The sequence below is a fragment of the Nostoc sp. FACHB-892 genome (assembly GCF_014698795.1).
Taxonomy (GTDB): domain Bacteria; phylum Cyanobacteriota; class Cyanobacteriia; order Cyanobacteriales; family Nostocaceae; genus Nostoc.
The window spans coordinates 293,001-318,875 of sequence record NZ_JACJTR010000002.1; the positions used below are offsets into that span (position 1 = coordinate 293,001).

A 25,875-nucleotide genomic window follows, 5' to 3' on the forward strand; every position below is an offset into this window, starting at 1 on the left:
AATTTTTTACCAACAAGTAGTCAGAAGCCAATCGCACACTCGCTATTTTGACTCCTAACTTTTGTGCATACGCGATTAATCGCGTCTTTTAACTCTTTTCATTTTGCCCCTAAGATACTGGCAAGTAAAGCTTTTTGAGCGTGCAGACGGTTTTCTGCCTGTTCCCAAACTCGTGATTGAGAACCTTCAATAACAGCTTCAGTAATTTCTTCACCACGATGGGCTGGTAAGCAGTGTAAAACAATTGCCTCTGGGTCAGCAAGGCTTAATAGCTGCTCTGAAATTTGGTAAGGCTGGAAAATTGGCATCCGGTTGTCTGCTTCTGCTTCTTGCCCCATACTCGCCCAAACATCAGTATAAAGTACATTAGAATCCTTAGCTGCTAACTCTGGATCATTAGTTACGAGGACTTCAGTTTTGTTATTAGCGATCGCTCTTGCTTGTTCTACAATCTGAGAATCTGGCTCATATCCGGTAGGGGTGGCAACTCTAACATTCATTCCTACCAAAGCACAGCCCAACATCAGAGAATTAGCCATATTATTCCCATCACCCACGTAGGTTAAAGTTAACCCAGTAAGGGTGTTAAAGCTTTCTTGAACCGTCAATAAATCGGCTAATACCTGACAAGGATGTTCTGCATCGGTAAGCGCATTAATCACCGGAATCTTGGCATAGTGAGCAAAAGTTTCCAAATCTTGCTGTGCAAAGGTGCGAATTGCCAAAATATCCAGATATCGGTCTAACACCCGCGCTGTATCCTGTAACGGTTCCCCGCGGCTAACTTGAGTAACATTAGGATTTAGATCGATTACCTGTCCACCCAGTTGGTACATCGCCACCGTAAAACTTACCCGCGTGCGAGTAGAAGCTTTGGAGAACAGCAATCCCAAAACTTTATTACATTGCAACTTCAGCTGTTGTGATTTAAGTTGAGTTGCCAATTGCAGGAGTTCTTGAACTTCCGTAGGACTGATGTCCGCTAGACTTAGTAAATCTCGTCCGAGCAATGCTGCCATGCTTGTAATCTGTAAAAAATAATTATATATTTCTGCTCCTTTATTCAGCCGTGTCAAGAAAATACAGTTTTACAACTGCACCCAAAATTTTTGCGCCCAACCCAGGATTGGAGTTAGCTTTTGCCATGCATATTAATTTATCAACTTTATCAGCGATCGGAATCACTACAATTGCAACGCTAACTCAACCATCTAGATACACAAAAGCAGCGATATTGCCAAAATCTCTCGTCTTCTAGCCTTATTTGTGAAAAAAGAGATATTTTTTAGCAACTATAGCTAGACAAATAAATTGATTATGGTAAGATAATAAATTGTGGTTGCTAGTTGAGAGTAATCAGAAAATTGCCAGCATAGCACAGTGGTAGTGCATCCGACTTGTAATCGGAAGGTCGCGAGTTCAAATCCCGCTGCTGGCTTTAAGTATAAATAAAGATTTGAGTTGTCGATTGTGTAAAGTAATTCAGGTAATTGGCAATTTACTGGAGTGCATTATGTCTTAAAACTTCTGGAAGGAAACGAAAGGACAAATTGAACGGGTATCCTCCAGAATATCTTCAAGTTATGCAAAATTAACCTAATCTTTTAATCTTTATCCATATACACTGAAACAGATTAAAATAGTAAATCTTTTGTATAGATGGAGTTTATACTAAGCATCACTACATTTTTTACCCTCTTATATCATTAAGTATTGTGAGCTTACTTTATGGTATAAACACCTGTAATAACACGAAAGTTTACCAGCCTCTACCTTTCTAGCCTCGACGCTAATATCCGTAATATCATAGGTCAGAATAGTTAAAAAAGTTTCAGTCGTCAACTATGTTATAATTAGTATGGTTGAGAAATATTTTCGGTCATGTAACTGACTATATATAGACGCTTCTCCGAATCTAAATCTCTACACCCTTTGATTCTAGAGGTGTTTTATGTCAGTTGCTATTGCCAATCTATGCCTTTAAAGATGAGAGTCTTCAAGATTGCGAAAACGGAAATTCTGACTTAGCGCAACTTTATTGGAATATTTCGTGTAAAACTGATACATCTGACTGCCCAAAAATGTGCTAGGAGAACGGAGAAGTTTAGTGTGTCACAAGCCCAGATAATATACAGTTAGTACTTGAACTTATGCCAACGGAGATAATTACCCGTCCTGAGTCACTCACAGAAGATTGCTTTTTTACTTATGCCCTTGGGACTGATTTGCACGATACTAATTTGACTGCCCAATATTTACGCAGAATCAGAAAAGAAGATAAACCCTATATCGATATAGCTGTTTCTCCCAGACCAGGCTATCGATTTGAGGTCTGTCTTATCCCTGTTGAAGGGTTCGCTAAAGAAACAATATTGACAAAAGATGGATTCGCCCAAGCTTTAGCGATTATTTGTGCTGTATCTAACAAAGCTAGGAAGCGATTTCCGTCAGGAAATGGACAAGAAATTGTCCGGTGTCAATTTAGCAACTTAGCTGATGCAGTCGCTGTAGCGAACAGATTGTCTGCATTACCCTCTAATATGTATGAAACTCTCGCCAAGCTGCCAAATGCCTTGTGAGATGCCGTCCGCTTGAAGATTTATTTTTTAGGACTGACGTAAAGACATTTTAATGGTAAGTAACTAGACGGACAACAGAATAAAAAACTCAATGGCTCATATTTTATCTATTGAGAAAAGGCTTGTTATACAAGACTTTTAACCCTAGTGGACAATTTTCCTGTTTTTGCATAGTGATCCATAATTCAAAGTGAGTTTTTTTTATGCCTACAAGTCCTTTGCGTGAAGAACCTCGTAACCAACGAGCGCCTGTAATTCGTACAAGTAATGAATTTATTCTTTTAGAATGGTTAAAGTCAACTGGTCGTCTAATAGAGCGGGAACATCAAGAATCTGAGTATCTAAATGAAGTAGAAGAAATTTCAGAAATGATAGACCTTGACGATATCCCTTATGATCATGACGATGATGATGGTGATATTGATATAGAAGCCTAGTAGCGTAATTCGTAATTCGTAATTACTTATCCCAAAGGTTTCATTGATTTGGAATGTGTAATTTATTTACGCTTAAAGGCTAAGATTCCCGATTTTTTTAGATAAGTTGGGAATCTTAGTATTAATATGCAAGTTTGTTTAATTATTGGACTTGATTAATAGATAAAATAATTGTCCATTGCTAACTGTGACACCAGCGCGATCACCTGCTATTTTACCAGTACCTAAAAAATAATCTACCCTGCCTGCACCTTTAATTGCGCCTCCGGCATCTTGGTCAAGAACATAGCGGCTAACGATGCGCTCCTCCATCTTTCCGGTAAGATTAATAAAGGGAATAGAAGCGCGAATCAACGCTAAAGCACCAGGAGGCATGAGGGATTTATCTGTAGCGATAGAACGCTCTGCTGTTAGTGGTACGTTGATAGAACCTTGCGCTGGTTTCCCGTGGTTTTCTTGAAAAAAAACAAAACTGCGATCGCGCGGAATATAAGTATTTAATTCTTGGGGATGCTTTTGGAAATAGTCGAGAATAATTGGCATAGTCATACCTTCTAGTGGTAATTTGCCATCATTCGCTAATTCTCGCCCAATACTTTTGTAGTTATAAGCGATATTACCCGCATAGCCGATTGTTGTCTGAGTACCATCGGGAAGCTGAAGTCGCGCTGAACCTTGAATTTGAGCTAGATATGGTTCAAGGCGATCGCGAAACCAAAACAACTCTAATCCTCGCAACTTCCCTTTTGCACCTTGTAAACCATCTGCTCCTTCTAACTCTTCGCGGGTAGGATGAGGCCTACTCCAAGAGTTTAAATCAGGAGGTAATCGATAAACAGGATAACGATATTCTGCTGTGGGGACGCGGCTGGCTGCATAAAGTGGTTCATAATAGGCGGTGAATAAAACGGAACCTTTGGTGTCTTTACCAACTGATTGGTAAAGAACAAATTCCCGCTCGATGGCTTGGTGTAATTCTGTTGCAGAATTAGTTGTTGATAGGAGTTCGCGGAATCTTTTCAAGCTTTTAAAGACGCGATCGCGCGTAATCCCAGCCACCTGATAGTTTTGATAAGCAGCTCCAGCATTAGCCGTTTGCAGGTATTGGAGACTGCGAGCGATCGCACTCACCAGCGCCTTTTTGTCTGGTATTTCTCCATAGATAACCTCATCCAAACAAGAGATATCACCTTGACAACAAGTTATTGGTAACCTCTGAATTAATGGTGATTTTTGATTTTCAGCAGTCAAGGAAATTGGTATATCCCACTTTTTCACCTGACATTCTGGCGAAATGAGTTCCCGACGCGCCAAAGATTCCATACGTACCAGGAAAATTGACAAAATTACAGGGAAGCTGATGGCGATAACTTTGTTAAACTTTCCTAAACCAGTAAGTATTTTTTTCATCAAAATTCAAATTTCTGAGATTATCCCACTTCCCTCAAATTCAAAAATAATGTAATTATTTAACAATACCAAAATCTTTCCCCACTCCCCACTCCCTATTTCCTACTCCCCACTTCTTATTCATTCATATTACGATAAGTAGCAACTGCTGAAGGCGATATTCGGTTTAAATACCGGAATATCCAGTATTTAAAAATTGTATCTAAAATCACTGGGAATGTAGCAATAAATAAGAAGATAAAATCCCGATTTGCTGGTAATCCCCAATGACGCGATACACCTTCTAGAAGTACTTCCCAGCCATGAGGAGAGTGAAAACCTACAAATATATCGGTAAACAAAATAATGATAAATGCTTTAGCACTATCACTAAGTCCATAGACAATATGATCAAAGAAATCTTTGATCACAGCAATAGAAGATTTACTGACGACTAAAAGCCAGATAAAAGCAACCACTGAAAACATATCTGCAAAAACATTTTTGATAGCATTAGAACTTTCGTGGCGAAATTCTTCAGCAAGCCCAACAGCTCTCTTTTTCAGTTCAACTTCAATCTGATCAGGTAACAACGGGGGGGCATTTCTAATGAGATTTTCAAACTTGAGCTTTTCTTCAAATCTTTGTAATTCTACAAGAGCTTCTTCTTCCATTTCGGGATTGAGGAATATCTGTATTTGCTCATTGTGTCTAAACTCCTCAACAAGTGGCCCTACTACGAAAGCTTTTGCTATTTGATGCGTTAGAAGTGGTACGATAATTAATAGTAAAATAAACCTGATAGATATAATTGTTCTTCTTTGAGCTTGACGAAAATTATGAATTACCTCTTGTTCAGAATTAGGGTCTAATTCAACTTGCAGGCGAGTGATAGTACTCAATATAGAGCGTGGTAAAACGCCCATAGTATCGGCTTTAAGCTTTGATTTTGGTTTCTTGTCCGAGTCTATAGTTGGTATTTTAGGCGGTACTGTTGGAGTATTGACAAGCAGCGAATTATCATCAGATATCACATTAGCTGGTATATTTGGAGGTTTGACTATTAAAGCTTTAGAAGTTATTTGAGCAGAAGTTGTTGTGTATTTGGATATAACTTGATCGATAAAGTTTAGCTTTTCCAAAACCAAAGAAGGGCTGAGATGCTCGATACCTGCTTTCTGAGCAGCTTTTTGATTCTCTTCATTTAAAAACCAACGGCTTGCTCTAAACTCTGTTAGCCGCATTTTGGCAGTCTTTAATAGCTTATTTAGGTCTGACTCAAAATAATCCATTACGCTGTTGCTGTACATGGCTGAGTCAATGTCTATTTTATTACCATTGAAATGCTTATTTTCTATTTCCTTAATCTTTAATGCTGCATCGTAAGCTTGATGTAAAGAACGTTCAGGAGTCTGTAAGTACCATCGGTAAGTATCAAGTAGAAAAGAATAGATTTTTTGGCTAAAAACAGAGTTTTTCATTGGAGACAATCATCCAGCATTGTTTGGTGATTCTTAACCTTAAGTTAACGCACGAGGTATATTAACAAATCTATAAGGAGAGAGTTTGTGATTTCTCATTCGGTTTGGATTGTTGGCAATAGCCGCAGTGGTAAGACGACTCGCTTGGTAGAGCAATTTTGTAGTTGGGTACAACCTGATGAACAGTACTGTGAATCATTTTATACTAAAAAACAAGTGCGTAAGAAAGGCGTTCATATACCCGAATTTTTATATCTTAAACAAACAGAACCAGGAGTTTTAGTCTTAGCTGCCAATGATGATAATCGTCGAGAATTGGGAGATATAATCGTTACATCAACATTAGGGAAATATCCGGTGCGTGCCAAGACACCGCTAGGTTTTTTCCAAGATGAAGTTATTTTATTTTGGCCGTTGCTAATTAACTCGTTGAATTTAAAAGCACAGTTTCCGGTAAGATTGCGGCCAGAAACAGAGCAAGAATTAGCAACTAAACTCTGGCGTTCCCAATTAGACGAAGAAATTTTACGGATTGCGGGAGTGAATGAGTCTCGCTTGGTGCGTCGCATTCTAGACTTGTTGCAACTAGCTGCTTACAGTGGTGTACATTGCGAAGATATTGCCCAGATTTTGACAAGGGGTCTGGGGGAAAATACTACAACTTTAGAGCCGGAATTTTTGGCATCTTTGCTACTAGATTGGCGTAACTGGTGTTTAGAAAGGGGGTTACTAACTTATGGCATTATTACCGAACTCTATAGTCAATATTTGTTAAGCGATCGCAACTACCAAGAACATCTAGTTAAACGCTATCAGGCGGTATTAGCAGATGATGTAGATGATTATCCTAGCGTAGCGCGTCTTTTGTTTGAGTTGCTATTAGATCAAGGTGCAGTCGGGGCGTTTAGCTACAATCCCGACGGTGCAGTGCGATTAGGGTTAGGAGCAGATCCTAACTACCTAGAAGGGCTAGCAGAACGCTGTCGAGTAGAAATCTTGGCTGGGCCACCTCCAGAGTCTCTTGGTGAGCAAGCTAAACAGATGGTGGAATTAGTCACAGAACCAATGGTGCTGTTTAGCTTACCTGAGATTGTGCATTCAATTCAAACCACCTCCCGCGCCCAGCTATTGCGACAAACAGCAGAGGTAATTGCTAATGCTATCCAATCACAGCAAGTCGAAGCAGAAGAAGTAGCGATTATTGCACCGGGTTTAGATGCGATCGCTCGTTATACTCTAGTAGAAATCCTCATCAAGCAAAATATCCAAGTCCAATCGCTCAATGACCAACGTCCCCTAATTAGTTCACCCGTCATTCGCGCATTACTCACCATGTTGGCACTAGTTTATCCCGGCTTAGGCCGCCTCGTAGACCGGGATGCCGTGGCAGAAATGCTGGTTGTATTGAGCAGGAAACAGCAAGCACCAGAAAGCTCCTCACTTCTAACTCCTAACTTCTCACTTACCACTGATATTGACCCGGTACGCGCTGGTTTGATTGCAGATTACTGCTTTGTACCGCATCCCGATCATCCCAACTTGTTGCCAGTGTCAGCCTTCGAGCGTTGGGATAGAATCGGCTATGCAGCTACTACAGCCTATAATGAGATATTACAGTGGCTAGAACAGCAGCGATCGCAACAAGAACTGCGTTTAATTCCCAGTCCTATTTCCCTTTTAGACAGAGCAATTCAACGCTTTTTGTGGAATGGTAGCAATCTTCCCTACGAACAACTAGCAGCACTGCGGGAATTATTAGAAACCGCCCAACACTACTGGGAAATTGACACCAGATTACGACAAATTGCCCCAGCTGAGACAACGCCTCACACAACTCTTATCGAATTCATTCAATTACTGCGACGTGGTACAATCACTGCCAACCCTTACCCTGTGCGTCCCATAGGTGGAGCAAGAAAGGCCGTTACCTTAGCAACTATATTTCAATACCGATCTAGTAGGCGATCGCACCGTTGGCATTTTTGGCTGGATGCTGGTTCACCCCTGTGGGCTAAAGGTGGTGCAGCAACTTTGTTTGGTGCGCCGTTTTTCCTGCGAGACAGGTTAGGCGAACCTTGGACAGCAGAAGATGAGAAATTGGCAGAAGAACAACGACTGCGAAGAATCTTGACAGATTTATTGTCTCGTGTATCCGAGAGAGTTTATTTGTGTCACAGCGATTTAGCCGTAAATGGACAAGAACAATTAGGTCCGCTGTTACCCTTAGTGAATGCTTGTGTGACGGTTATTTCTGAGGCTACTGCTAAGTAAAGCTCAGATCCCCAACTTCTTTAAAAAGTCGGGGATATTGTTGTAAAATATTTGTTTGTATTGGGTAGTAATTGTCGCTTTTTTAATATTAAAGCTTGGGGTTGATCTTTGCAAATTTCGCGACTGTGGTTGAATTGGAACAGGAAAACGACCGGGGACTTGATCGCGCCTTAAGAGTAAAGGAATACTGAGAATTCCCAAAATAATTACTACTCCGGTCATTATCCAAACCATTAACCTATTTGGTTTATAATCTGCTCGTTCAATTTGCCAGAAAACTTGATTGTATCGCCACGCAGCTAACGCAACAGTCAAAATTCCAGAAATTACCAAAGCCAAACCCAAATTTTCCGAAGTGGATAATGGATTTACCGGAGGTTCCTGTTGAGTAATAGCAATATTCAACTGGCGCAGAAATATACCAAATCGCGCGATCGCAAAACCAAAGCTAATCAATGCGATAGAAGTGCGTAGCCAAGCAAGAAAAGTACGTTCGTTCGCTTGATGCTCCCTTTGACGATCAATTTTTGGTATTTTATCCATGAGTATCTTCTAACGCCAATTTACCTTTGAAAAGTTTCATAATTTCATAATATTGATGAATAGGATGGACTAGCGCCACAAGGTTAACAAAGCCCATTGAAGTAAAAGCCTGTACTTAGGACTCTGAGAAAACCCCAAGCGATCGCGAGAATCTTTAGAATAGTAAATAAGGTAAAGATATATATCATCAAAATCAATGGGACTATTCGGATTTGGCAAAAAGTCAGTTATGCCCACACCTGAAGAAGCTTTGTCAGGAAGGGCACAATCTATGTCAGTACCCGCAGATCATTATGTCAACAAGAATCCCTTAACACCTCCTTATCCCGATGGATTAGAGAAGGCAATTTTTGGCTTGGGCTGTTTTTGGGGTGCAGAACGCAAATTCTGGCAACTTAAAGGAGTTTACACCACCGCAGTAGGTTACGCTGCTGGGTTCACACCCAATCCCACCTATGAAGAGGTATGTAGTGGGCGAACAGGTCACAATGAAGTGGTGTTGGTTGTGTTTGATCCTAAAGTAATTAGTTATGCCGAACTGCTCAAAGTCTTTTGGGAAAGCCATAATCCTACCCAAGGGATGCGCCAAGGTAATGATGCTGGCACTCAATACCGTTCGGGAATTTATGTGTATTCTGAAAGCCAAAAGCAGCTAGCAGAAGCATCGCGGGAAGCTTATCAGGAAGCCCTCAACGGTGCTGGTTATGGCAAGATTACGACAGAAATCTTGGATGCACCGGAATTCTATTACGCAGAAGCTTACCATCAGCAATACCTGGCCAAAAATCCTAACGGGTATTGTGGTTTGGGAGGGACAAATGTTTCTTGTCCCGTGGGTGTAGTTGAATCGCAAGTTAGTGGTTAGAAATAGAGTTGGTGGGGTAGTCAACTTAACATGAGTTCGACGAACCTCTCCCTGCCTTGAACTAAAGTTCAAGTCTATCCCTCTCCAACTCGGAGAGGGATATCTTTTGTTTAGTTAAGAATATTTGTAGTTGAGGCTTTGCTAAACCCAACAAACCCCGTAAATTGATTATCTACAGCTAAAAAATTTAATAACGAATCGCTTGGCTATGACAGTTTCATAGGGTGTATTAGCACGAAAATACCGAAAGTATTGGGATGGTGCATTAGCCAAAGGCATAACGCACCCTACAAGATTACGAATTACGAATTAAATGAGCTATGCGTTTTAACACTTTGACAACAGTATGTAGGTCATCCCCACGATTTAGTGACAGTGTGTAAGATAATGCATATCTTGGTGTACCCTGTTTCATCAACTTAATAAATTGAAATTCCCGACCATTGATCACAAAACCAAATGTAGGTTTATCATTACCAGCATTAGCCACCATATAAGCTAATGCTTGAGGAATTCCTACCTCCAAAGAATAATCTGCTCGTTTTGCTTCAATAACAAGAACCCAAAATGGAGGATGGAACACCAGGATGTCAATACGTCCTCTGATAATCGTGCCTTCGTCTTCAGAAGAGATTTTTACCTCGTGTTCTGAGGCAATGTAGAAAGGCGGTTGATAAAAACCTGCTAAACGCAATAGTGGAAATAGCACCACCATTTTGACTAGAGGTTCCAAAACAGGATATTTCGATAGATGCAAATATTCTGCCTTGACTTCGTTGAGAGATTCCTTTTCTAAGTCCCTCAACTCAGGTAAATCATGCCGCCATTCTGAAAAAAAATCTTCGTTGTCTGCAAGTTGTAGGCCAAATTCATCAATCAGTTGGGCTAGGGTGATATCTTTTCCTTGAAGAATTTGAACCATTTGTAAACCCTTATACTTATCTGCCTAAAAAATCTTCGCTTGATATTTACCCAAAAGACTGACTTACAGTGCAGATTTGAGTACAGCGATCGCTCGAAGCCACAGCATAAGACTAATAGGCGCTCCAAGTAGAATTCCAGCGATCGCCCAGCCTCTCTGATGCGCTTTGAATTGTTCAACATTGCGCCACGGCCTACTTTTCCAAGCCCATTCATTGCCTTTAGCACCAAGAGCGATCGCCATTAACCACCAACCGTGGGGTATAAAACAGAATAGCCCATACCACACTTGATTCGGCCACATCCACAACCAAGGCATCAGAAATGCGCCCCAATTCCAACCGAGAATTTCCTCTGGGACTGTTTCATTGTAATTATTTATCCCACATCCAGAATTGTTGATTATCTCTTTTAGCGGCAAAACTTGATTCTTGTTTGCAGATTTGACAGCCAGACCAGATTTGAGAGCATTCAGCGCTTGGCGGGCATCAGTAAATCGTTGTTCTGGAGCAGGTTCTATCAACTTTTGTAGCCAACTGACAAAACTGGGACTGAGATTAACTCGGTCGGTAAATTGCAGCCGCAAATCTTGCTGGGGTAAATCAGAGGGCGAAGTTCCTGTTAGCAAATGAATTAAAGTCGCACCCAGTGCATAGAGGTCTGAAGCTGGAACCGCTCGACCACCAAATTGTTCCATTGGGGCATAACCATAAGTACCGACAACAGTAAAAGTAACGCCCTCTCTTGCCGCTTTGTCCTGAACTGCACCAAAATCAACTAAATAAATCCGATTATCTTCGCCCCAGATTAAATTACTCGGTTTAATATCTCTATGCAAGACCCCTGGATTCAAGTCATGTAGATACGTGAGAATATTTAAAACCTCAATAGCAATTTTTCTAGTTCGCTTTTCAGTAAACCTTTTGCCATCAGCAAGTTTTTCCTTAAGCGATTCACCAGGGATATATTCTTGTATTAAGGCAAACCAGAGGGTGCGATCGTCAATACAAAAATAATCTATATATCGAGGGATGCGGGGATGATTTAGCTGTTTAAGAATTTGTGCTTCCCTCTCAAAAAGTTTCAAGTCATCCCACTGTACAGTACCGCCAAAGGCCAAAAGTTTGACCACAACGGTCGATTTTTCGTCACTAGAGGCTTGTAAATCCTTAGCTAGCCAAGTTTGACGAATTCCATTATTGCCGAGTTGGCGTTGGATTTGATAACGATCTTGTAATATCTCTTCTGGTTGCAGCATCTTACACCTGCTGGCAGTTTACGATAATCTGATTCCCTTACTATTCAAGGATAGTCATTATCTAGAGAAATTGTAGGAACCAGATAATTGACTAAAACCAGTTGAAGATTTCAATAGCCGTGAGGAAATTTAGAAGACTCGATGAATTTGAAAAAGAGTACTTCCGCAATCATCCAGAAGAAATCGACGATTATTTGACCGAGATATTTCAGGAATATGCAGAAGACAACGATTCCGGCGCATTATTGGCATCCTTGCGCGTCGTTGCTCGTGTACGCGGAATTAGTGAGATAGCCGAGCAAACAGGCATGACACGCCGAGGATTACAAAAAGCCTTATCCAGCAATAGCAACCCGCGCCTTGAAAACGTCAATTCCATTATGAAGGCGCTGGGATATTGCCTTACGCCGCAAAAAATTATGCCTTCAGCGCCAGAGTAAATCACAATAGTAATTATCGATTGTGACATTATTGCAGAATGTGGGTTAAAGATAATTTTTACGATAATAAGCTTGATATTCCGCAGACAGCAGAGGTTCCCACCAATCACGATGATTGAGATACCATTGAACTGTTAAACGTAAACCCTCAGCAATTGTTACTGAAGGTGTCCAACCAAGCTGAGTTTTAATCTTGTTCGCATTAATTGCATATCTTCTGTCATGTCCAGGTCTATCCTTGACAAAAGTAATCAACTGTTTTGCCGGATGCACTGGTAAATCAGGTGCTAATTCATCCATCATCTGACACAAAAGCTGCACCAGATTGAGATTTTCCACCTCATTGTTACCACCAATATTGTATGTTTCCCCTGGTTGACCGTGATTAATTACCACATCTAAAGCACGACAATGATCGCCTACATAAAGCCAATCGCGCACATTTTTACCATCACCATAAACAGGTAATGGCTTACCTATCAAAGTGTTGATGCACATCAAAGGAATTAGCTTTTCGGGGAACTGATAAGGGCCGTAATTATTAGAACAATTTGTGATAATTGTTGGGAGGTTGTAAGTATGGTAATAAGCCCGCACTAAGTGATCACTCCCGGCTTTTGAAGCTGAATAGGGACTATTGGGAGCGTAAGGTGTAGTTTCACAAAAAGCTTCATCATCTGCGCTCAAACTACCGTAAACTTCATCAGTAGAAACGTGTAGAAAACGATAATCACATGGCTGTGCTTGAGCCTCCCAATGTTGCCGAAAAGCTTCTAGCAGCGTGAAAGTTCCTACTACATTAGTTTGGACAAAAGCAGCCGGCCCAAGAATTGAACGATCAACATGAGATTCAGCAGCAAAATGGGCGATGGTATCTATATTTTCGGTTGATAATAACTCGTCTATGATGGTGCGATCGCAAATATCCCCCTGCACAAACTGAAAATTCTCTCTTCCCTCAACTAGTGCCAAATTCAGACGATTTCCTGCGTAAGTAAGCGCATCCAATACCACCACACGATCGTCTGGATAAACCTGACACCAGTGATGCACAAAATTTGCCCCAATAAACCCCGCACCCCCAGTAACTAATAACCGCCGAATCATTGAATTTCCTCTTTTGTCTCTGTGATCTGTGCGCCTTTGCGATTCATTTCTATTATTTAAACTATTTCTTCCTTAGCTTCCCGTATATCTTCTGAGCGAGTAATTTTGCCACACGTATTTTTGTCAAACTTTTAATATTAGATGGCTGCTGAATTTTGTGATCAAAAAACTCATTTAACTCATTCAGAATAACTTGGAAACGTTTAATAATATTTTTAGTTCGATATTCAGCCAAAAACTCTTCAGACAAACTAAAAGCTACTGAAGAATCAATCACCTTCAGAATACGTTGGACATCATATTCTTGTGAATATCCAGCTATTTTATAACAATTAAATCCAGGGTCTAAGTAATCAGCTAGTCCACCATTGACGCTAGAAAATACTTGACAACCACAAGCAAGAGCTTCCATTGGTTGTAGACCAAATCCTTCACTAACACGCTGTTGTGCCCAGTACTCAGCCGAATCATAGAGGTAAACCTTAGCTCGGTTGAATAACCCAGGTAAATCCTCTACATAGGAATCAACAACCAATACTTTACAACGTTTTTGTAACGCTGGAATCAATTCTTTAATTAAATACTCAGAAGACTTCCGAACCTGAACTAAAACATCAATGTCCCGTTCTAGTCCTAAATTTTGAAACTCATCAGAAATTTGATTGGGTAAATAATAAATGAGAGAATTAGGTGATTTTTCTCCCCAATATCCCATTGTATAGCGGCTAACAGTGATGATCGGAATACTGGGAGGTAGCCTAAATGGATAACCTGCACTATGTGCATGGTAAATGACATTGTATTGCTTAAGTTTAGCCACAAGTTGAGCTACATCAAATCCCCAACTGATCACAAAAATTACATCACTTAAATTGTTCTCTTTTAGCAAATCATCAATAAAAAGCTTATCTTTTTCCCGTTGACGGTAAGTTACAACATCAGCACTACAGAACTGTTGAACCAGATTAAGTGCTTTTAATTCAGCCCAAAGACCACCACAGGCAAATTTGCCATCTGTACCAGGGAGTAAGAAGTAAAGTTTTCTCATAATTTTTTAGGGGAATACCGCAAGGCGGAAGTCAAAAGTCAAAATTCAAAAGGCTTTAATTTTGGGCTTTATGGCTGTTTTAATTTAAATGGTAAGTTTATTTCCGCTGACCTGTACTAGATGGAGAAAACTATGTAGAAAATTTTTTTTTGTCTCCCTCATCCCCCTCATCCTTCCTCTTGCCAACCCACTTTAACAAAATGTGCCTCACGCCCCCAAACATCGCGTCTACAGGTAATATTTTCAATTGTTAGGTTAAAAGGAATGGCTGTTGTTAGGTAACGCTGTGCCATAGAACCTAAATCAGGTGCGAGTTCGGCCGCTGTCGTCGCTGCTAACCCCAAACCAATAAGTTGCTCGATTGGTCGAAATGGTAGTAACAGATGCACACCTACAACTAGTCCAGCAGTTAAGAGCATTGCTACTGATAAATTTGTACCGCAACGAGGATGTACAGCCAAATTCCATTCTCCACTGGTGAGGCGATGTCGAGCAAGTATGACCGCACGCCGCAAATCACTTATATTCACCTCACCATAGAGGTAAAATCCCTGCTCAGTAGACAAACCGCCTAATAGTTCGTTATCTAATTGAACGTTAGTAGGTTCACCTTTAGCAGGATAGGCACTTTTTGATTCGCTAAGAACCCAAACAGTAGCGTGTTCTAAAGCGTGAACCTGCCGTATCATCAGAATTTCTTTCAACCCTGGAATAAACGATAGCTGTCTGAGTAAGTCGGCATCTTGTGTGGGTTGCGGAAAGTCTAAGGGTCGGTATTCTGGGCCCGAAACTTTCTCAGATACAGGTGTCGTAAAATCAAAGTTAAAAAATTCAAAGGGAGACGAGCCACCCTGAAAAGAAGCAGAAGTATTCATTGGAACACTGCTCTCCAAGCCGATGGAGCAACATAGATTTCTTTTAAATGTAACGCTTGCACCACTGAATTGTTGCTAATTTTTATGGATGATTGTTGAGTTTGGGCATGGGGCATTGGGCATTGGGCATTGGTCATTAATTATTCTCCTCTGCCCCTTTGCTTTTCTGCGTAAGTTTTAAATCTTGTGCCCGGAATTTGCAAAGGAATTCTGATGTTTTATAGTTTCCGAGTCCGAGGGTCAGCTGGCTCCACTAAGATAAACTCCGGCTGAGTGAAGGACTCGGAACTTTTGGTAGAATGTTCACACTGAAAACTTAGGCGTGAAGAGGGGAACAATCACTAAACCTCAAAGTTGGCTTGCCGTTATACCAGACCAGAGCAATTACTTTGCTACTAGTAAATTGTTTATTCGATCTGGTTAGGCAGAAGACAGCAATTGACATCATTCAAACAGACTTTGCCCCACTGTAACGCCCAGCGGACAAGAGCTACTCGATTTTCTGTCTCGGTTTTGGTAAGAATGTTACTGATATGGTTATCAACTGTACGCTTGCTAATCTCCAGTTTTCCTGCAATCTCTTGGTTAGTTAAGCCAGCGGCTACTAAATCGATAATTTGCAGTTCTCTGTCTGACAGACTAACGGGGGTCTCAGACTTGCCACCAGCCATGACTATTTCTATCCTCCCTTGGTATATGTACTTAATCGCTCTTTCTAATTCTAGAAGATTCTTTTGTTGGGAGGGGTTTCAAGTGTTAGCAGTAATCCAATTGTCAATATTTTCTTTGGATTTAAAGTTAGCAAAAATATAAGGCAAAAAGATACTTAAGTATTTTAATATACTAAAATAATGTAATTTTTTGGTGTAAGTACTTAGATTGCTCGGTTTGTGCTCAGAAGCATATAGATGTTATGGGGTAATAAAAATTGCTATTTAATTCTATGAAGGACTGGCGACAGATTAGCAAAAATTGTTGTAGATTTTATACTGTAAATTTCTAATCCAAAATCAAAATCTAAAATCTAAAATGAAATGAGCAATCCCCGTGTTTTATGCCTCGGCGAAGTTTTGTTTGATTGTTTAGCCGATCAATTAGGGCTAAAGCTGGAAGAAGTCAAATCTTGGACTCCCTACCCAGGAGGAGCACCAGCTAACGTAGCCTGTGCTTTAGTCAAGCTGGGGACACCAGCAGGATTTATCGGAGCCGTTGGTGAAGATGAACCAGGAAATGCACTGGTCAAGCTATTACAAGATGTAGGTGTAGAGACAACAGGGGTACAACGTCATCCTACAGCACCAACGCGGCAAGTTTATGTTACACGTGATCTGGCTGGCGATCGCACCTTCGCCGGATTTGGTCAGTATGACACCGCAGAATTTGCCGATACTCGCCTGCAAGCCAAACAATTGCCAAATTCGCTGTTTGAAGACGCAGATTTTCTGGTTTTGGGTACTTTGGAATTGGCTTATCCTGAAAGTGAACAGGCAATTCACCACGCCCTAGAGTTAGCAGAACGTTATGATCTGAAAATTATGCTGGATGTCAACTGGCGGCCTGTATTTTGGGACGAGCCAAATATCGCTCATCAAAAAATCCCAGAATTATTTAAGCAAGTCGATTTTCTTAAACTCTCCAAAGAAGAAGCTGAATGGCTATTTGAAACCGCAGATCCTGGAGCCATCACTTACCGTCTGGCTTCAATTGAAGGAGTACTAGTAACAGATGGAGAAAACGGTTGTGCTTATTGTTTGGGTGAGAATGAAGGCAAATTACCTTCCTTTTCCATGCCAGTAGTTGATACAACTGGTGCAGGAGATAGCTTTTTGGCAGGATTCATCCATCAATTGAGTCAGCACGGCATCCACAGCTTGCGGGATGCAGAAACAGCAAAACGTATTGTCACTTATGCCAGTGCTGTTGGAGCGCTGACTACCATTAAAGCAGGTGCGATCGCTTCCCAACCGACTGCTGCTGAAGTCGAAGCTTTTCTCGCCACACATCAACTCTAGGAACTAACATAAGCCACTGGGATATCAGCCACCACAGGCTGATACTCCCCACTAGAAAATAGACGAAAATCGTCATCCCATTCTGCTTATTAAATAATTTTAAAACCCTAAGATAAACACTTTTGCATTGGGTGCAAACGCTTCAGCCAGAAGCAAGGAACATATACGCCCTCTGGGGAACTTAGTTTAGAGCCTTTATTAAGCTTGATAAAAAATATATTAATTTTTAATACAATAAATTAGTTTTCTAAATCTCAATTTTATTTAGTTTTATCATAGGTCTAACAGAAGTTATTGGCAACCTTTGGTAATGATTAAAGGTTACTTGCTTTAAGGCATGAAGTACAAGGGAAGAAGGTTTAAACTGCCTGTATTCGTGGAACTTGTGGCAATAACTCAGATTCAACTTTAAAACTAGATTGTGATGCATAGGTCTGCAACCCTTGCACCGCAAAAATGATGGAGTTTTATTTCTTAAACCTTCTGAATTCTGACTTTTAAGAGCAGAGGGAGAGAAAGACATTTTCATACTTGGCGATGAAACTTATTTCATTGGGACTGCCTTCTGCCTTAACCAGCCTGTTATTGATTACCAAAATCTGACAATAAAAAATTTTAATAGAAATATGGGGGCTGTATACATGACTTCCAGCATTCCAAAAGATATCAAAATACATACTCCTTTAGTAGGAGATGTGAATAATAAAAGTCGAATTACTTACCAAGCGAGTCGCACAGCGATCGCTGGATTCAATGGAATCTTAATGACAGCAGCAGAGGCTTATATCAATGGGCTAAAAATCCCCGAGCCTCTGCTTAAAATCCTTTTAAATCTATCTATCCAAATCAGTTACAAGTATTTTCCGTCTCTTTTAGTTCCCTATGAATGGCTGTTACAAGAAAGCGATCGCCTTGCAGAAGGATCACACGAACTAATGAAGGTTCAATACAACCTACCCGAAGAAATGTTCAGTCTGATCTTAAAAGAAACAGAACTTTTATATCCCAAATACACGATGGCTTTATGGGAGAAAGGAGCATTTAACCTTGAGCAAGCTCAAATGGATATGCTCGACGATTTAATTGCAAAAGCAGGCATCGAAGATGGAGACGAAATTCTAGATTTGGGATGCGGTTGGGGTTCTGCATCAAATTACATTCTTTCCCGGTTTCCGCGTGTGAAAGTAACGGCTGTTAATTTGAGCCATCAACAATGCGAATATATGCGGAGAAAAATGCAAGATCCTAGCAGTTACCTCAGTTCAGATAGATTCACTCTATATGAAGAGGACTTTAATGATATTGATTTGGAGACTAAGTTTGATAAAATTATGGCGATTGGGCTATTTGAACATGTAGGTAATTTAACAAAATCATTCACAAAACTGGCTTCTATTCTCAAAGAGGATGGTAAGATTTTAATTCACATAATCACAACCAAACTACCTTACAATATAACCCATCCTTTTATCAATAAATATATTTTCCCCAATATGCGGGTATGGAATTATGATGTTATACCAAAGATTAATACAGACCTAAAAACCATTAATCAATGGTATTTAAATGGTGCTAATTACTCAAATACCCTGAGAAATTGGTTGATAAATTTTGATCAAAATCAAGCAAAAATTAAAGATTTAAATTATGGCATGAACTATGACAAGTTCTGCCGGATGTGGAGGCTTTATTTGCTCTTGTGCATACAGTATTTTGACGGTTGTAATGGTGAAATTCTTGGTAACGGTCAATACCTATTGGTTCATACGTGACAATTTAATTGCTAATACCAATTTAATGTGAAGTTGCATATATCTCGATCCCCCTAAATCCCCCTTCAAAAGGGGGACTTTGAGAGATTTTTCTGATTCTCCCCTCTTATTAAGGGGAACTAGGGGGGATCAAATTCTATGCAGCCTCATAAAAAATTGGTATAAGTCCTAATAATATTAGCGATCGCCTAACCTATCGAGAGCAATCCTTCGCTCCTTAGCTTGCTGCCATAGAGTATCAACAGTCACAAACTCATAACCTTGTTGTTGTAGTTTCGGAATGAGGATTTGAAGTGTGGCAGCAACATCTTGTCCACCACAAGCACCATCATGTAAAACAATCAACGAACCATTTTTGACCTGTTGCATAATTCGCTCTATCACAGTGTTTACGCCTGGGCGCACCCAATCTTCTGGTACAACGCTCCACATAACTGGGCGGTAATTCCACTGTAAAAACAATTTTAAAGTAGCAGGTGTAAACAAACCATTGGGGGGGCGGACATCTCGCACATGTTCAGGTTGCAGATTGCAGGCATTGTAAATAGCAACTTGAGTTTTTTCTAAACTGTCCTTCAAGTCATTTGGGGAAAGCATCGGAAAAGAGCGATGATCGTAGCCATGCAATCCGATCCAGTGTCCGCGATCGCTAACGGCTTTGGCAATGTCTGGTGAACGGTTAACACAAACACCCAACCAAAAAAAGCTTGCTGTAATCTGATAACGATCTAACACTGCCAAGACTTCGGGTGTGTATTGAGGATGGGGCCCATCATCAAAGGTTAGAGCGATCGCTTTAGAATCACGATTTCCAGCCCAAAGGCAGTTGGTAAAACTTGGCTGGAGAATGCGGTAGAAAATTGGGAACAGGGGAGCTAGCTGCATAAAGTTTTGTCTTTTTTGCGTAATCTTGCATAACTACACTGATTACTTAATATGAGACTGTTAAGCGGTGGGAACCACAGCTTAACTCTCTTATATCTAAAATTTAAGCATTGTAAAAATAGAGAGTTCTAGATACAAGCGCTCCTTCTAGGTTCAAACATAAGAGCGATCGCTTTGGTATGGTAATCACTACCCCAAAGTCAGTTGGGAAAGGTCGCCTGGAGAATGTCAATACTCTATTTTGTAAAAAATCTGTAACAGCAATACTCTTTGACCTAGCACTCGTCTAAATTGGTGATAAATCTACGAATAAACACTGCATAAAAAGTTAATGTTGTTCAAAGATATACGAGACTATCAAATTTCATTTCTGGGCTTGTTCCTAGTTGTGGGAATCGGTACACGAGATTGGACATTGCGGCCAGAGTTAATTGCAGTATTGATTGCTACAAGTCTTGTAAGCCAATGGATATTGTCATCGTTAACAGGCAAAGAACAAGTAGCAAATCTTCGCAGTGCTTTAATTACCTCACTGGGACTGAGTTTACTGTTGCGGGCTGATCATTGGACGACAATGGTAATAGCCGCAGCAAGTGCGATCGCTAGCAAATTTATCTTCAAATTCGGTGATAAGCATTTCTTCAACCCTGCTAATTTTGGTATCATATCTGCCTTAATTCTGACCTCCGATGCCTGGGTTTCGCCGGGACAATGGGGTGAAGAGTGGTGGTATGCACTCTTATTTGCCGGAACCGGCGGCATGATTTTGCAGCGCGTTGGTCGCTGGGACACCACAGCAGCTTTTTTGGGTAGCTACTCCTTGCTAGAAGCGATTCGTAATCTCTGGCTGGGTTGGACTTGGGATGTTTATTGGCATCGACTGATGAGCGGGTCTTTACTGCTATTCGCCCTATTTATGATTACAGATCCGCGATCAATTCCCAATTCCCGAATTGGGCGGATAGTTTGGGCATTTTGCATCGCCGGATTAACTTTTATCCTGCGAAATTATTTTTTTGTTCCTACCGCAGTCTTCTGGGCATTATTTGCCCTTGCGCCATTGACCATTCTGCTAGATGTTCTCTGGTTAGCCCCACGATTTTCTTGGCAAGAGGGAGATGTAGCTTTAGCTTCCCGCAGGGTAGGAACAGAGGGAGAACTCCTAACTCTTAACTCAGCACTAAAAAATCAGCATTAAAAAACTAAAAAAGTAGAGCTATAAAATGAAGATTTTTCGACTTTTAACGCCATTACTATTAACAATAGTAGCTGTATTTTGCTTTGCACCCGCAGCTTGGGCATTTTGTGGATTTTATGTAGCTAAAGCTGATACGAAGTTGTATAACAAAGCTTCTCAGGTAGTGATAGCGCGAAATGGCGATCGCACCGTCCTGACAATGGCAAACGACTTCCAAGGCGAAGTCAAAGATTTTGCAATAGTAGTACCTGTGCCAACAGTGCTGCAAAAAGAGCAAGTTCGTGTGACTGAACCCAAGATTATGGAGCGTTTAGATGCTTTTAGTGCGCCACGATTAGTAGAATATTTTGACCCAGATCCTTGTGCCTCACTACCAATATTTTCTGGAAACACGATAAATTTCTCAGCAGCAGCAAGAGGAGATAGTCTGGAAGTTCAGAAAACTGATCGCAGTTTGGGTGTGACAGTTGAAGCGCGTTTCAACGTGGGCGAATACGACATCGTGATCCTCAGTGCTAAAGAATCTCAAGATGCATTACAACAAACTTGGTTGTATTTCTGCCGTAATGTTTGTGAAGGTTTGACAGGTCAAACCTATGATCCCAGTTGTGGCAGTGTGATCACCTGGCTAAATGCTTACCTAAAACGGAGATTACAGGACTTTTACATTAACCAGAATCGGGAACAATCCACAACAGTCCCCCTTCGGGTTCGTCAATCTATATCAGGTGGAATAAGAGAACCCATTGATCCTGTAGATAACCTCCCAGCTATGCCCCAAGCACCTCCCATTTTGGAAGAATTGGAGATATGGGCTAAGACAGATTCCGAAGGAGAACTGTGCGGTACTTACATAAAAGGGCGTCCAGATGTCAATTGTCAGGTGTTAATTCTTAAACGCTTACCCCCGGAAGTTAGCTGGAAAGAATTATCTGAGGAATTTGGGTTGTCAATTCCAACATTAAGTAGTTTTTATCAGCGCCAATGTTTACCGCGTTTGCGTAAATTCGCCGAATTTGAGGGATTGTTATAAACAAGGAAAAAGGAAGCCAGTCTGTTATTTTCCAAAGATAAAAAGACCTCTAAAAGGTTTTACTACGCAAAACCTGTTCCTCTCTGAGTCGGCTATGGTGTACACACAAGTCTTTCTGAAGGCAATTTCCGGTTAAGTAAGTCTCACAGCCACTGAGATACCTCACCCTGGTTTTACTATGTAAAACCTGTCCCTTTCCTTAGTAAGGAGAGGGATGTCCAATAGGACAGGGTGAGGTTTTGGAGGACTTTTGACTAATTACATAACTTGTGTGTACACCGTAGCTTTGAGTTGGAGAGGTTCGTATCACTTGCTAATAGACAAAGCCCAATCGCCTAAAAGTTGGTTTACTTTATCGGGTACTTCATCATGGGGACAATGACCGGCTGTTAGGAAATGTTCTGTGAGTTCAGGATAATATTGACGAAACTTTTGGGAACGTTCTCTAGCATTCATCCAAGGATCAGCTTCTCCCCACAACATCAACAATGGACAAGTTAATTGCTTTAGTAGCACATCAACTTTTTCCCCTTGAGGAGTGCTAAAGACTGACACAAATACTTCCATTGCACCAGGATCGTAAGCAGGGCGAGCAATTTCTTCTACTAACTGATCTGTAATTGCACTTTTGTCAAGATAAACTTTTTCTAAAGTTTGGCGAATTACCCAACCTTGTCGCACGTATTGAAATAACAAAGACTGGGCTAAAGGTTGTTGAAAAATCCATTTAGTGCCGTCACCAAGAAGTTTCTGCAAAGTAGCGGGTTGTTTAGGAGGCTGAATTTCTGATTGTAAAGCTTCAGGCTCAGGCGTAGGCTGGCTTTCGCTAAAAGGCCCTGCACTATTGAGCAAAACTAAACCAGCCGCACTGTCGGGACGTTGCGCTGCAACACACAAGCCAGCGTAGCCACCAAGAGAATTACCAGCTAATACCGCTTTTTGACCAATTACTTCACTGATAAAATCATGGAGTTGGTCACGCCACAAGTCGGCGCTATACTGCAATTTTGGTTTTGCCGATCGCCCGAATCCTAAAAGATCGATCGCAAATACTTCAAAATCTTGACACAATCCTGTGATATTCTTGCGCCAGTGGTCTGTGGAAGCACCAAATCCATGTATCAAAAGCAAGGGCGGACGTTGCGCTTGCTTCTCTCCCGCACGCACATAGTAAACGTTATGCCCGCGCCACTGCCAATATTTTCCAGGAATTGGGGTTGTAGAGGAGGCTGTAGTTGCCTGCATAATTCAAAGAATTGTTAAGTAGCTTTAATAATTGTAGGCTAGTCAAAGGAGTGGGGAAGCAGGGGAGCCTGGGGGGAAATCACTAATGATTAATAACTAATAACTAATGACTAAAGAAAGATTAATTACAGGCAAAACTAAGCTATTAGGGGTAATTGGGCATCCGGTGGAGCATTCGCTCTCGCCAGCAATGCATAATGCTGCAATCGCTAATTTAGGATTAGATTACGTTTATCTTCCCTTTCCTATAGCACCAAAGAATTTAGAAATAGCGATCGCAGGTTTCGCGGCTATTGATGTTGTCGGTTTTAGTGTGACAATACCTCATAAACAGGCAATCATGCCTCTGCTTTCAGAAATTACCCCTCTTGCTCAAGCTATCGGCGCAGTAAATACTGTTAGTCGCCAAAATAATCAATGGGTGGGGACAAACACAGATATAGAAGGATTTATCGCTCCTTTGCTGACAACCTATAAGCAAGATTGGAGTCAGAAGGTAGCAGTAATTTTAGGCAATGGTGGCGCAGCTAGAGCAGTTGTAGCAGGTTGTCATCAACTAGGTTTTGCGAAAATTCATGTTGTTGGGCGGAATATGCAGAGATTGCAAGAATTTGGCAATAGTTGGAGCAATTCACCTATTAGTAAAAATTTACAAATTCATCAATGGGAAGAATTACCAAAGCTAATTCCCCAAGCTAATCTGCTGGTAAACACAACTCCCATAGGGATGTATCCCAAGGTTAATGAGTCGCCTTTGAGTGGAGAGGAAATAGCAAATTTACCAAAGGGTGCGATCGCTTATGATTTGATATATATTCCGAAACCGACGCAATTTCTAGAGCAGGCAGAAAAACAAGGTGCGATTGCGATCGATGGTTTAGAAATGCTTGTCCAGCAAGGAGTAGCAGCATTAAAAATTTGGTTACAGCAAGAAACTGTTCCTGTAGAAGTGATGCGTCAAGCATTGCAAAAACATTTGGGCTTAAGTTGATAAAATCCGGAGAACCTCACCCCGCCAAAGCTGTGCTTTGTTTCCCCTCCCCGCCTGCGGGGAGGGGTTATTTTATTAGTAATCGCTATAAGATTTATGTTTCCTAAACCCAAAATAGTTTTCTCATGGCTTGTACTCTTACTAAGTTTTGCAAGCCTATTTCTTAGCTCTTGGATTATTCTTCCGGCTCCAAATATGTTTTTACTCACGCTAGCAGTGGGAGCGCCAGAAGTTAGCCCTTGGTTATTTTTATTAAATTTACTCTTTTTATTACTTGCTTTTTTCTTCATCCGTCGCCGTAAATTACAACGTTTAGCTTATATTTTCAGCTTAATAGGATTGCTAACCTGTGCATGGGTGCTAGTGAATATCCCACTCGCTCAAATGCAGATGGCTAAAGCAATGAAACAAGGATTGGGAGCAAATTATCTAGAGCAAATTCCAGCCCAAGTAAGGGCTAAGATGCAAACCCATCCCTTTGATTTAGTTAATTTTTTCGGGGGTATTGCATTAGGTAAAACCCGTCATCAAAAAGATATTATCTTTGCTTCTCCTGCGGGAGTGCCTTTAAAAATGGAAGTCTACCAACCCGCAGAAGTAGGGAAATATCCAGCAGTGATAGTAATTTATGGTGGAGCTTGGCAATATGGTAACCCTCATGCAAATGCCGAGTTTAATCAATATATCGCTCATCAGGGATATACAGTATTTGCGATCGACTATCGACACGCACCTAAATATCGGTTTCCATCTCAGTTAGATGATGTGCGTACAGCCTTGAATTTTATTCGCAAAAATGCAGCAGCTTATGAAGCCGATCCAGAACGTATGGTGATTATAGGACGTTCTGCGGGAGCGCACCTAGCAATGCTAGCGGCTTATCAACCAGATGCACCATCCATTCGGGCTGTGGTGAACTATTACGGCCCTGTTAACTTACCTGGAGGATACAAAACACCCCCATTTCCCGATCCTATCAACACCCGCGCTGTTTTAAAAGCATTTATGGGTGGTTCATTAGAAGAATTGCCTAATCAATATAAAATTGCTTCACCAATAAATTATCTAACGCACCCTTTACCACCAACTTTATTAATTTACGGCAGTCGTGACCATTTGGTAGAAGCACGATTTGGCAAACAAATGTACGAACGTTTACATGACTCTGGCAACACTGCGGTTTTTCTAGAAATTCCTTGGGCAGAACACGCTTTTGATGCCGTTTTTAATGGTGTGAGCAATCAATTAGCGTTATATCATACTGAAAGGTTTTTGGCTTGGGCGTTGTTCAAGCAGTAATTTCATCAACGTACAGCAGCAGTTAGAGCATAAAGGCTGATTAATGGAGTTCAAAAACTCATTCATGAGTATCAAAGACTCATCCACGAGTATAAAAGACTCATCCACGAGTATAAAAGACTCATTCACGAGTATAAAAGACTCATTCACGAGTATAAAAGACTCATTCACGAGTATCAAAGACTCGTCCACGAGTATCAAAGACTCATTCACGAGTATAAAAGAC

Annotated in this window: 23 protein-coding genes, 1 tRNA gene and 1 pseudogene; 12 read left to right on the plus strand and 13 right to left on the minus strand. The window is 40.9% G+C overall.

Annotated features, from left to right (window positions below; genetic code table 11):
• Positions 1–98 precede the first annotated feature (98 nt).
• Positions 99–1,019 (minus strand): ornithine carbamoyltransferase, encoded by a 921-nt coding sequence (gene argF / locus H6G96_RS03945; RefSeq protein WP_190910241.1) that lies wholly within the window; start codon positions 1,017–1,019, stop codon positions 99–101.
• A gap of 347 nt (positions 1,020–1,366) precedes the next feature.
• Between argF and H6G96_RS03950 the strand changes: the two genes are divergently transcribed.
• The 3 genes from H6G96_RS03950 (at position 1,367) to H6G96_RS03960 (ending at position 3,016) form a co-directional block, all read left to right on the plus strand.
• Positions 1,367–1,438, plus strand: a tRNA-Thr gene (locus tag H6G96_RS03950).
• A 712-nt stretch (positions 1,439–2,150) separates the two neighbouring features.
• Positions 2,151–2,579 (plus strand): hypothetical protein, encoded by a 429-nt coding sequence (locus tag H6G96_RS03955; protein WP_190910242.1) that lies wholly within the window; start codon positions 2,151–2,153, stop codon positions 2,577–2,579.
• A 203-nt stretch (positions 2,580–2,782) separates the two neighbouring features.
• Positions 2,783–3,016: a DUF3134 domain-containing protein gene (locus H6G96_RS03960; RefSeq protein WP_190729592.1), complete on the plus strand. Its 234-nt coding sequence runs from the start codon at positions 2,783–2,785 to the stop codon at positions 3,014–3,016.
• Between the two features lie 138 nt (positions 3,017–3,154).
• Here the strand turns inward: H6G96_RS03960 and H6G96_RS03965 are convergent, their stop codons facing one another.
• Together H6G96_RS03965 and H6G96_RS03970 are read right to left on the minus strand one after the other, a co-directional pair.
• The gene (locus H6G96_RS03965) at positions 3,155–4,426 is read right to left on the minus strand and encodes an MltA domain-containing protein (protein WP_190910243.1); all 1,272 of its coding nucleotides are present in this window, start codon (positions 4,424–4,426) and stop codon (positions 3,155–3,157) included.
• Between the two features lie 116 nt (positions 4,427–4,542).
• Positions 4,543–5,895: a proton extrusion protein PcxA gene (locus tag H6G96_RS03970; protein ID WP_190910244.1), complete on the minus strand. Its 1,353-nt coding sequence runs from the start codon at positions 5,893–5,895 to the stop codon at positions 4,543–4,545.
• A gap of 78 nt (positions 5,896–5,973) precedes the next feature.
• Between H6G96_RS03970 and H6G96_RS03975 the strand changes: the two genes are divergently transcribed.
• On the plus strand, positions 5,974–8,157 hold the full coding sequence (locus H6G96_RS03975; RefSeq protein ID WP_190910245.1) for a recombinase family protein: 2,184 nt from the start codon (positions 5,974–5,976) through the stop codon (positions 8,155–8,157).
• Positions 8,158–8,310: 153 nt separating this feature from the next.
• Here the strand turns inward: H6G96_RS03975 and H6G96_RS03980 are convergent.
• Positions 8,311–8,700 (minus strand): annotated as a pseudogene (locus H6G96_RS03980) (DUF202 domain-containing protein); the annotation flags it as partial.
• Positions 8,701–8,896: 196 nt separating this feature from the next.
• Here H6G96_RS03980 and msrA point away from each other — a divergent pair.
• The gene (gene msrA / locus H6G96_RS03985) at positions 8,897–9,565 is read left to right on the plus strand and encodes a peptide-methionine (S)-S-oxide reductase MsrA (protein WP_190910247.1); all 669 of its coding nucleotides are present in this window, start codon (positions 8,897–8,899) and stop codon (positions 9,563–9,565) included.
• A gap of 295 nt (positions 9,566–9,860) precedes the next feature.
• Here the strand turns inward: msrA and H6G96_RS03990 are convergent, their stop codons facing one another.
• Positions 9,861–10,487, minus strand: coding sequence for a type I restriction endonuclease (locus H6G96_RS03990; protein ID WP_190910248.1), 627 nt, complete (start codon positions 10,485–10,487; stop codon positions 9,861–9,863).
• A 63-nt stretch (positions 10,488–10,550) separates the two neighbouring features.
• Positions 10,551–11,744: a serine/threonine-protein kinase gene (locus H6G96_RS03995; RefSeq protein ID WP_190910249.1), complete on the minus strand. Its 1,194-nt coding sequence runs from the start codon at positions 11,742–11,744 to the stop codon at positions 10,551–10,553.
• 101 nt (positions 11,745–11,845) lie between these two features.
• On the opposite strand from H6G96_RS03995, the gene H6G96_RS04000 reads away from it, so the two are divergent.
• Positions 11,846–12,184, plus strand: coding sequence for an addiction module antidote protein (locus tag H6G96_RS04000; RefSeq protein WP_199339378.1), 339 nt, complete (start codon positions 11,846–11,848; stop codon positions 12,182–12,184).
• 45 nt (positions 12,185–12,229) lie between these two features.
• Here H6G96_RS04000 and rfbB read toward each other — a convergent pair whose 3' ends face one another.
• The 5 genes from rfbB to H6G96_RS04025 all read right to left on the minus strand — a co-directional run bounded on the left by rfbB (position 12,230) and on the right by H6G96_RS04025 (position 15,885).
• Positions 12,230–13,291, minus strand: a complete 1,062-nt coding sequence (rfbB, locus tag H6G96_RS04005; RefSeq protein ID WP_190910250.1) for a dTDP-glucose 4,6-dehydratase — start codon at positions 13,289–13,291, stop codon at positions 12,230–12,232.
• Between the two features lie 61 nt (positions 13,292–13,352).
• Entirely contained in the window at positions 13,353–14,339 is a 987-nt protein-coding gene (locus H6G96_RS04010) for a glycosyltransferase (protein WP_190910251.1), read from the minus strand.
• 167 nt (positions 14,340–14,506) lie between these two features.
• On the minus strand, positions 14,507–15,214 hold the full coding sequence (locus H6G96_RS04015; RefSeq protein ID WP_190910252.1) for a DUF6391 domain-containing protein: 708 nt from the start codon (positions 15,212–15,214) through the stop codon (positions 14,507–14,509).
• A complete protein-coding gene (locus H6G96_RS04020) occupies positions 15,211–15,351 on the minus strand; it encodes a hypothetical protein (protein WP_190910253.1) in 141 nt (46 codons plus the stop codon). Before H6G96_RS04020 ends, H6G96_RS04015 begins: the two co-directional genes overlap by 4 nt.
• 270 nt (positions 15,352–15,621) lie before the next feature.
• Complete coding sequence (locus H6G96_RS04025) at positions 15,622–15,885, minus strand: helix-turn-helix transcriptional regulator (protein ID WP_012410583.1); 264 nt, start codon at positions 15,883–15,885, stop codon at positions 15,622–15,624.
• 363 nt (positions 15,886–16,248) lie between these two features.
• On the opposite strand from H6G96_RS04025, the gene H6G96_RS04030 reads away from it, so the two are divergent.
• Both H6G96_RS04030 and H6G96_RS04035 read left to right on the plus strand, forming a co-directional pair.
• The gene (locus H6G96_RS04030) at positions 16,249–17,226 is read left to right on the plus strand and encodes a carbohydrate kinase (protein ID WP_190910254.1); all 978 of its coding nucleotides are present in this window, start codon (positions 16,249–16,251) and stop codon (positions 17,224–17,226) included.
• Between the two features lie 641 nt (positions 17,227–17,867).
• Positions 17,868–18,998, plus strand: a complete 1,131-nt coding sequence (locus tag H6G96_RS04035) for a class I SAM-dependent methyltransferase (protein ID WP_190910255.1) — start codon at positions 17,868–17,870, stop codon at positions 18,996–18,998.
• Between the two features lie 177 nt (positions 18,999–19,175).
• On the opposite strand, the gene H6G96_RS04040 is transcribed toward H6G96_RS04035, so the two are convergent.
• Positions 19,176–19,883 (minus strand): polysaccharide deacetylase family protein, encoded by a 708-nt coding sequence (locus tag H6G96_RS04040; RefSeq protein ID WP_190910256.1) that lies wholly within the window; start codon positions 19,881–19,883, stop codon positions 19,176–19,178.
• A 331-nt stretch (positions 19,884–20,214) separates the two neighbouring features.
• On the opposite strand from H6G96_RS04040, the gene H6G96_RS04045 reads away from it, so the two are divergent.
• Positions 20,215–21,081, plus strand: coding sequence for an RnfABCDGE type electron transport complex subunit D (locus H6G96_RS04045; protein ID WP_190910257.1), 867 nt, complete (start codon positions 20,215–20,217; stop codon positions 21,079–21,081).
• Positions 21,082–21,106: 25 nt separating this feature from the next.
• A complete protein-coding gene (locus H6G96_RS42275) occupies positions 21,107–22,114 on the plus strand; it encodes a DUF2330 domain-containing protein (protein ID WP_277932892.1) in 1,008 nt (335 codons plus the stop codon).
• 306 nt (positions 22,115–22,420) lie between these two features.
• On the opposite strand, the gene H6G96_RS04060 is transcribed toward H6G96_RS42275, so the two are convergent.
• Entirely contained in the window at positions 22,421–23,359 is a 939-nt protein-coding gene (locus H6G96_RS04060) for an alpha/beta fold hydrolase (protein ID WP_190910258.1), read from the minus strand.
• Positions 23,360–23,465: 106 nt separating this feature from the next.
• On the opposite strand from H6G96_RS04060, the gene H6G96_RS04065 reads away from it, so the two are divergent.
• On the plus strand, positions 23,466–24,350 hold the full coding sequence (locus H6G96_RS04065; RefSeq protein ID WP_190910259.1) for a shikimate dehydrogenase: 885 nt from the start codon (positions 23,466–23,468) through the stop codon (positions 24,348–24,350).
• Positions 24,351–24,446: 96 nt separating this feature from the next.
• Positions 24,447–25,649, plus strand: coding sequence for an alpha/beta hydrolase (locus H6G96_RS04070; protein WP_190910260.1), 1,203 nt, complete (start codon positions 24,447–24,449; stop codon positions 25,647–25,649).
• The last annotated feature ends 226 nt before the right edge of the window (positions 25,650–25,875 follow it).

Coding starts and splice junctions, on each gene's coding strand:
- H6G96_RS04035 (WP_190910255.1), top strand. CDS start 17,868: ATGACTTCCAGCATTCCAAAAGATATCAAAATACATACTCCTTTAGTA.
- H6G96_RS04010 (WP_190910251.1), bottom strand. CDS start 14,339: ATGAGAAAACTTTACTTCTTACTCCCTGGTACAGATGGCAAATTTGCC.
- H6G96_RS03960 (WP_190729592.1), top strand. CDS start 2,783: ATGCCTACAAGTCCTTTGCGTGAAGAACCTCGTAACCAACGAGCGCCT.
- H6G96_RS03965 (WP_190910243.1), bottom strand. CDS start 4,426: ATGAAAAAAATACTTACTGGTTTAGGAAAGTTTAACAAAGTTATCGCC.
- H6G96_RS04065 (WP_190910259.1), top strand. CDS start 23,466: ATGACTAAAGAAAGATTAATTACAGGCAAAACTAAGCTATTAGGGGTA.
- rfbB (WP_190910250.1), bottom strand. CDS start 13,291: ATGATTCGGCGGTTATTAGTTACTGGGGGTGCGGGGTTTATTGGGGCA.
- H6G96_RS04015 (WP_190910252.1), bottom strand. CDS start 15,214: ATGAATACTTCTGCTTCTTTTCAGGGTGGCTCGTCTCCCTTTGAATTT.
- H6G96_RS04020 (WP_190910253.1), bottom strand. CDS start 15,351: ATGACCAATGCCCAATGCCCAATGCCCCATGCCCAAACTCAACAATCA.
- H6G96_RS04060 (WP_190910258.1), bottom strand. CDS start 23,359: ATGCAGGCAACTACAGCCTCCTCTACAACCCCAATTCCTGGAAAATAT.
- H6G96_RS42275 (WP_277932892.1), top strand. CDS start 21,107: ATGAAGATTTTTCGACTTTTAACGCCATTACTATTAACAATAGTAGCT.
- H6G96_RS04070 (WP_190910260.1), top strand. CDS start 24,447: ATGTTTCCTAAACCCAAAATAGTTTTCTCATGGCTTGTACTCTTACTA.
- H6G96_RS03955 (WP_190910242.1), top strand. CDS start 2,151: ATGCCAACGGAGATAATTACCCGTCCTGAGTCACTCACAGAAGATTGC.
- H6G96_RS04025 (WP_012410583.1), bottom strand. CDS start 15,885: ATGGCTGGTGGCAAGTCTGAGACCCCCGTTAGTCTGTCAGACAGAGAA.
- H6G96_RS04045 (WP_190910257.1), top strand. CDS start 20,215: ATGTTGTTCAAAGATATACGAGACTATCAAATTTCATTTCTGGGCTTG.
- H6G96_RS04030 (WP_190910254.1), top strand. CDS start 16,249: ATGAGCAATCCCCGTGTTTTATGCCTCGGCGAAGTTTTGTTTGATTGT.
- H6G96_RS04040 (WP_190910256.1), bottom strand. CDS start 19,883: ATGCAGCTAGCTCCCCTGTTCCCAATTTTCTACCGCATTCTCCAGCCA.
- msrA (WP_190910247.1), top strand. CDS start 8,897: ATGGGACTATTCGGATTTGGCAAAAAGTCAGTTATGCCCACACCTGAA.
- H6G96_RS03995 (WP_190910249.1), bottom strand. CDS start 11,744: ATGCTGCAACCAGAAGAGATATTACAAGATCGTTATCAAATCCAACGC.
- H6G96_RS03990 (WP_190910248.1), bottom strand. CDS start 10,487: ATGGTTCAAATTCTTCAAGGAAAAGATATCACCCTAGCCCAACTGATT.
- argF (WP_190910241.1), bottom strand. CDS start 1,019: ATGGCAGCATTGCTCGGACGAGATTTACTAAGTCTAGCGGACATCAGT.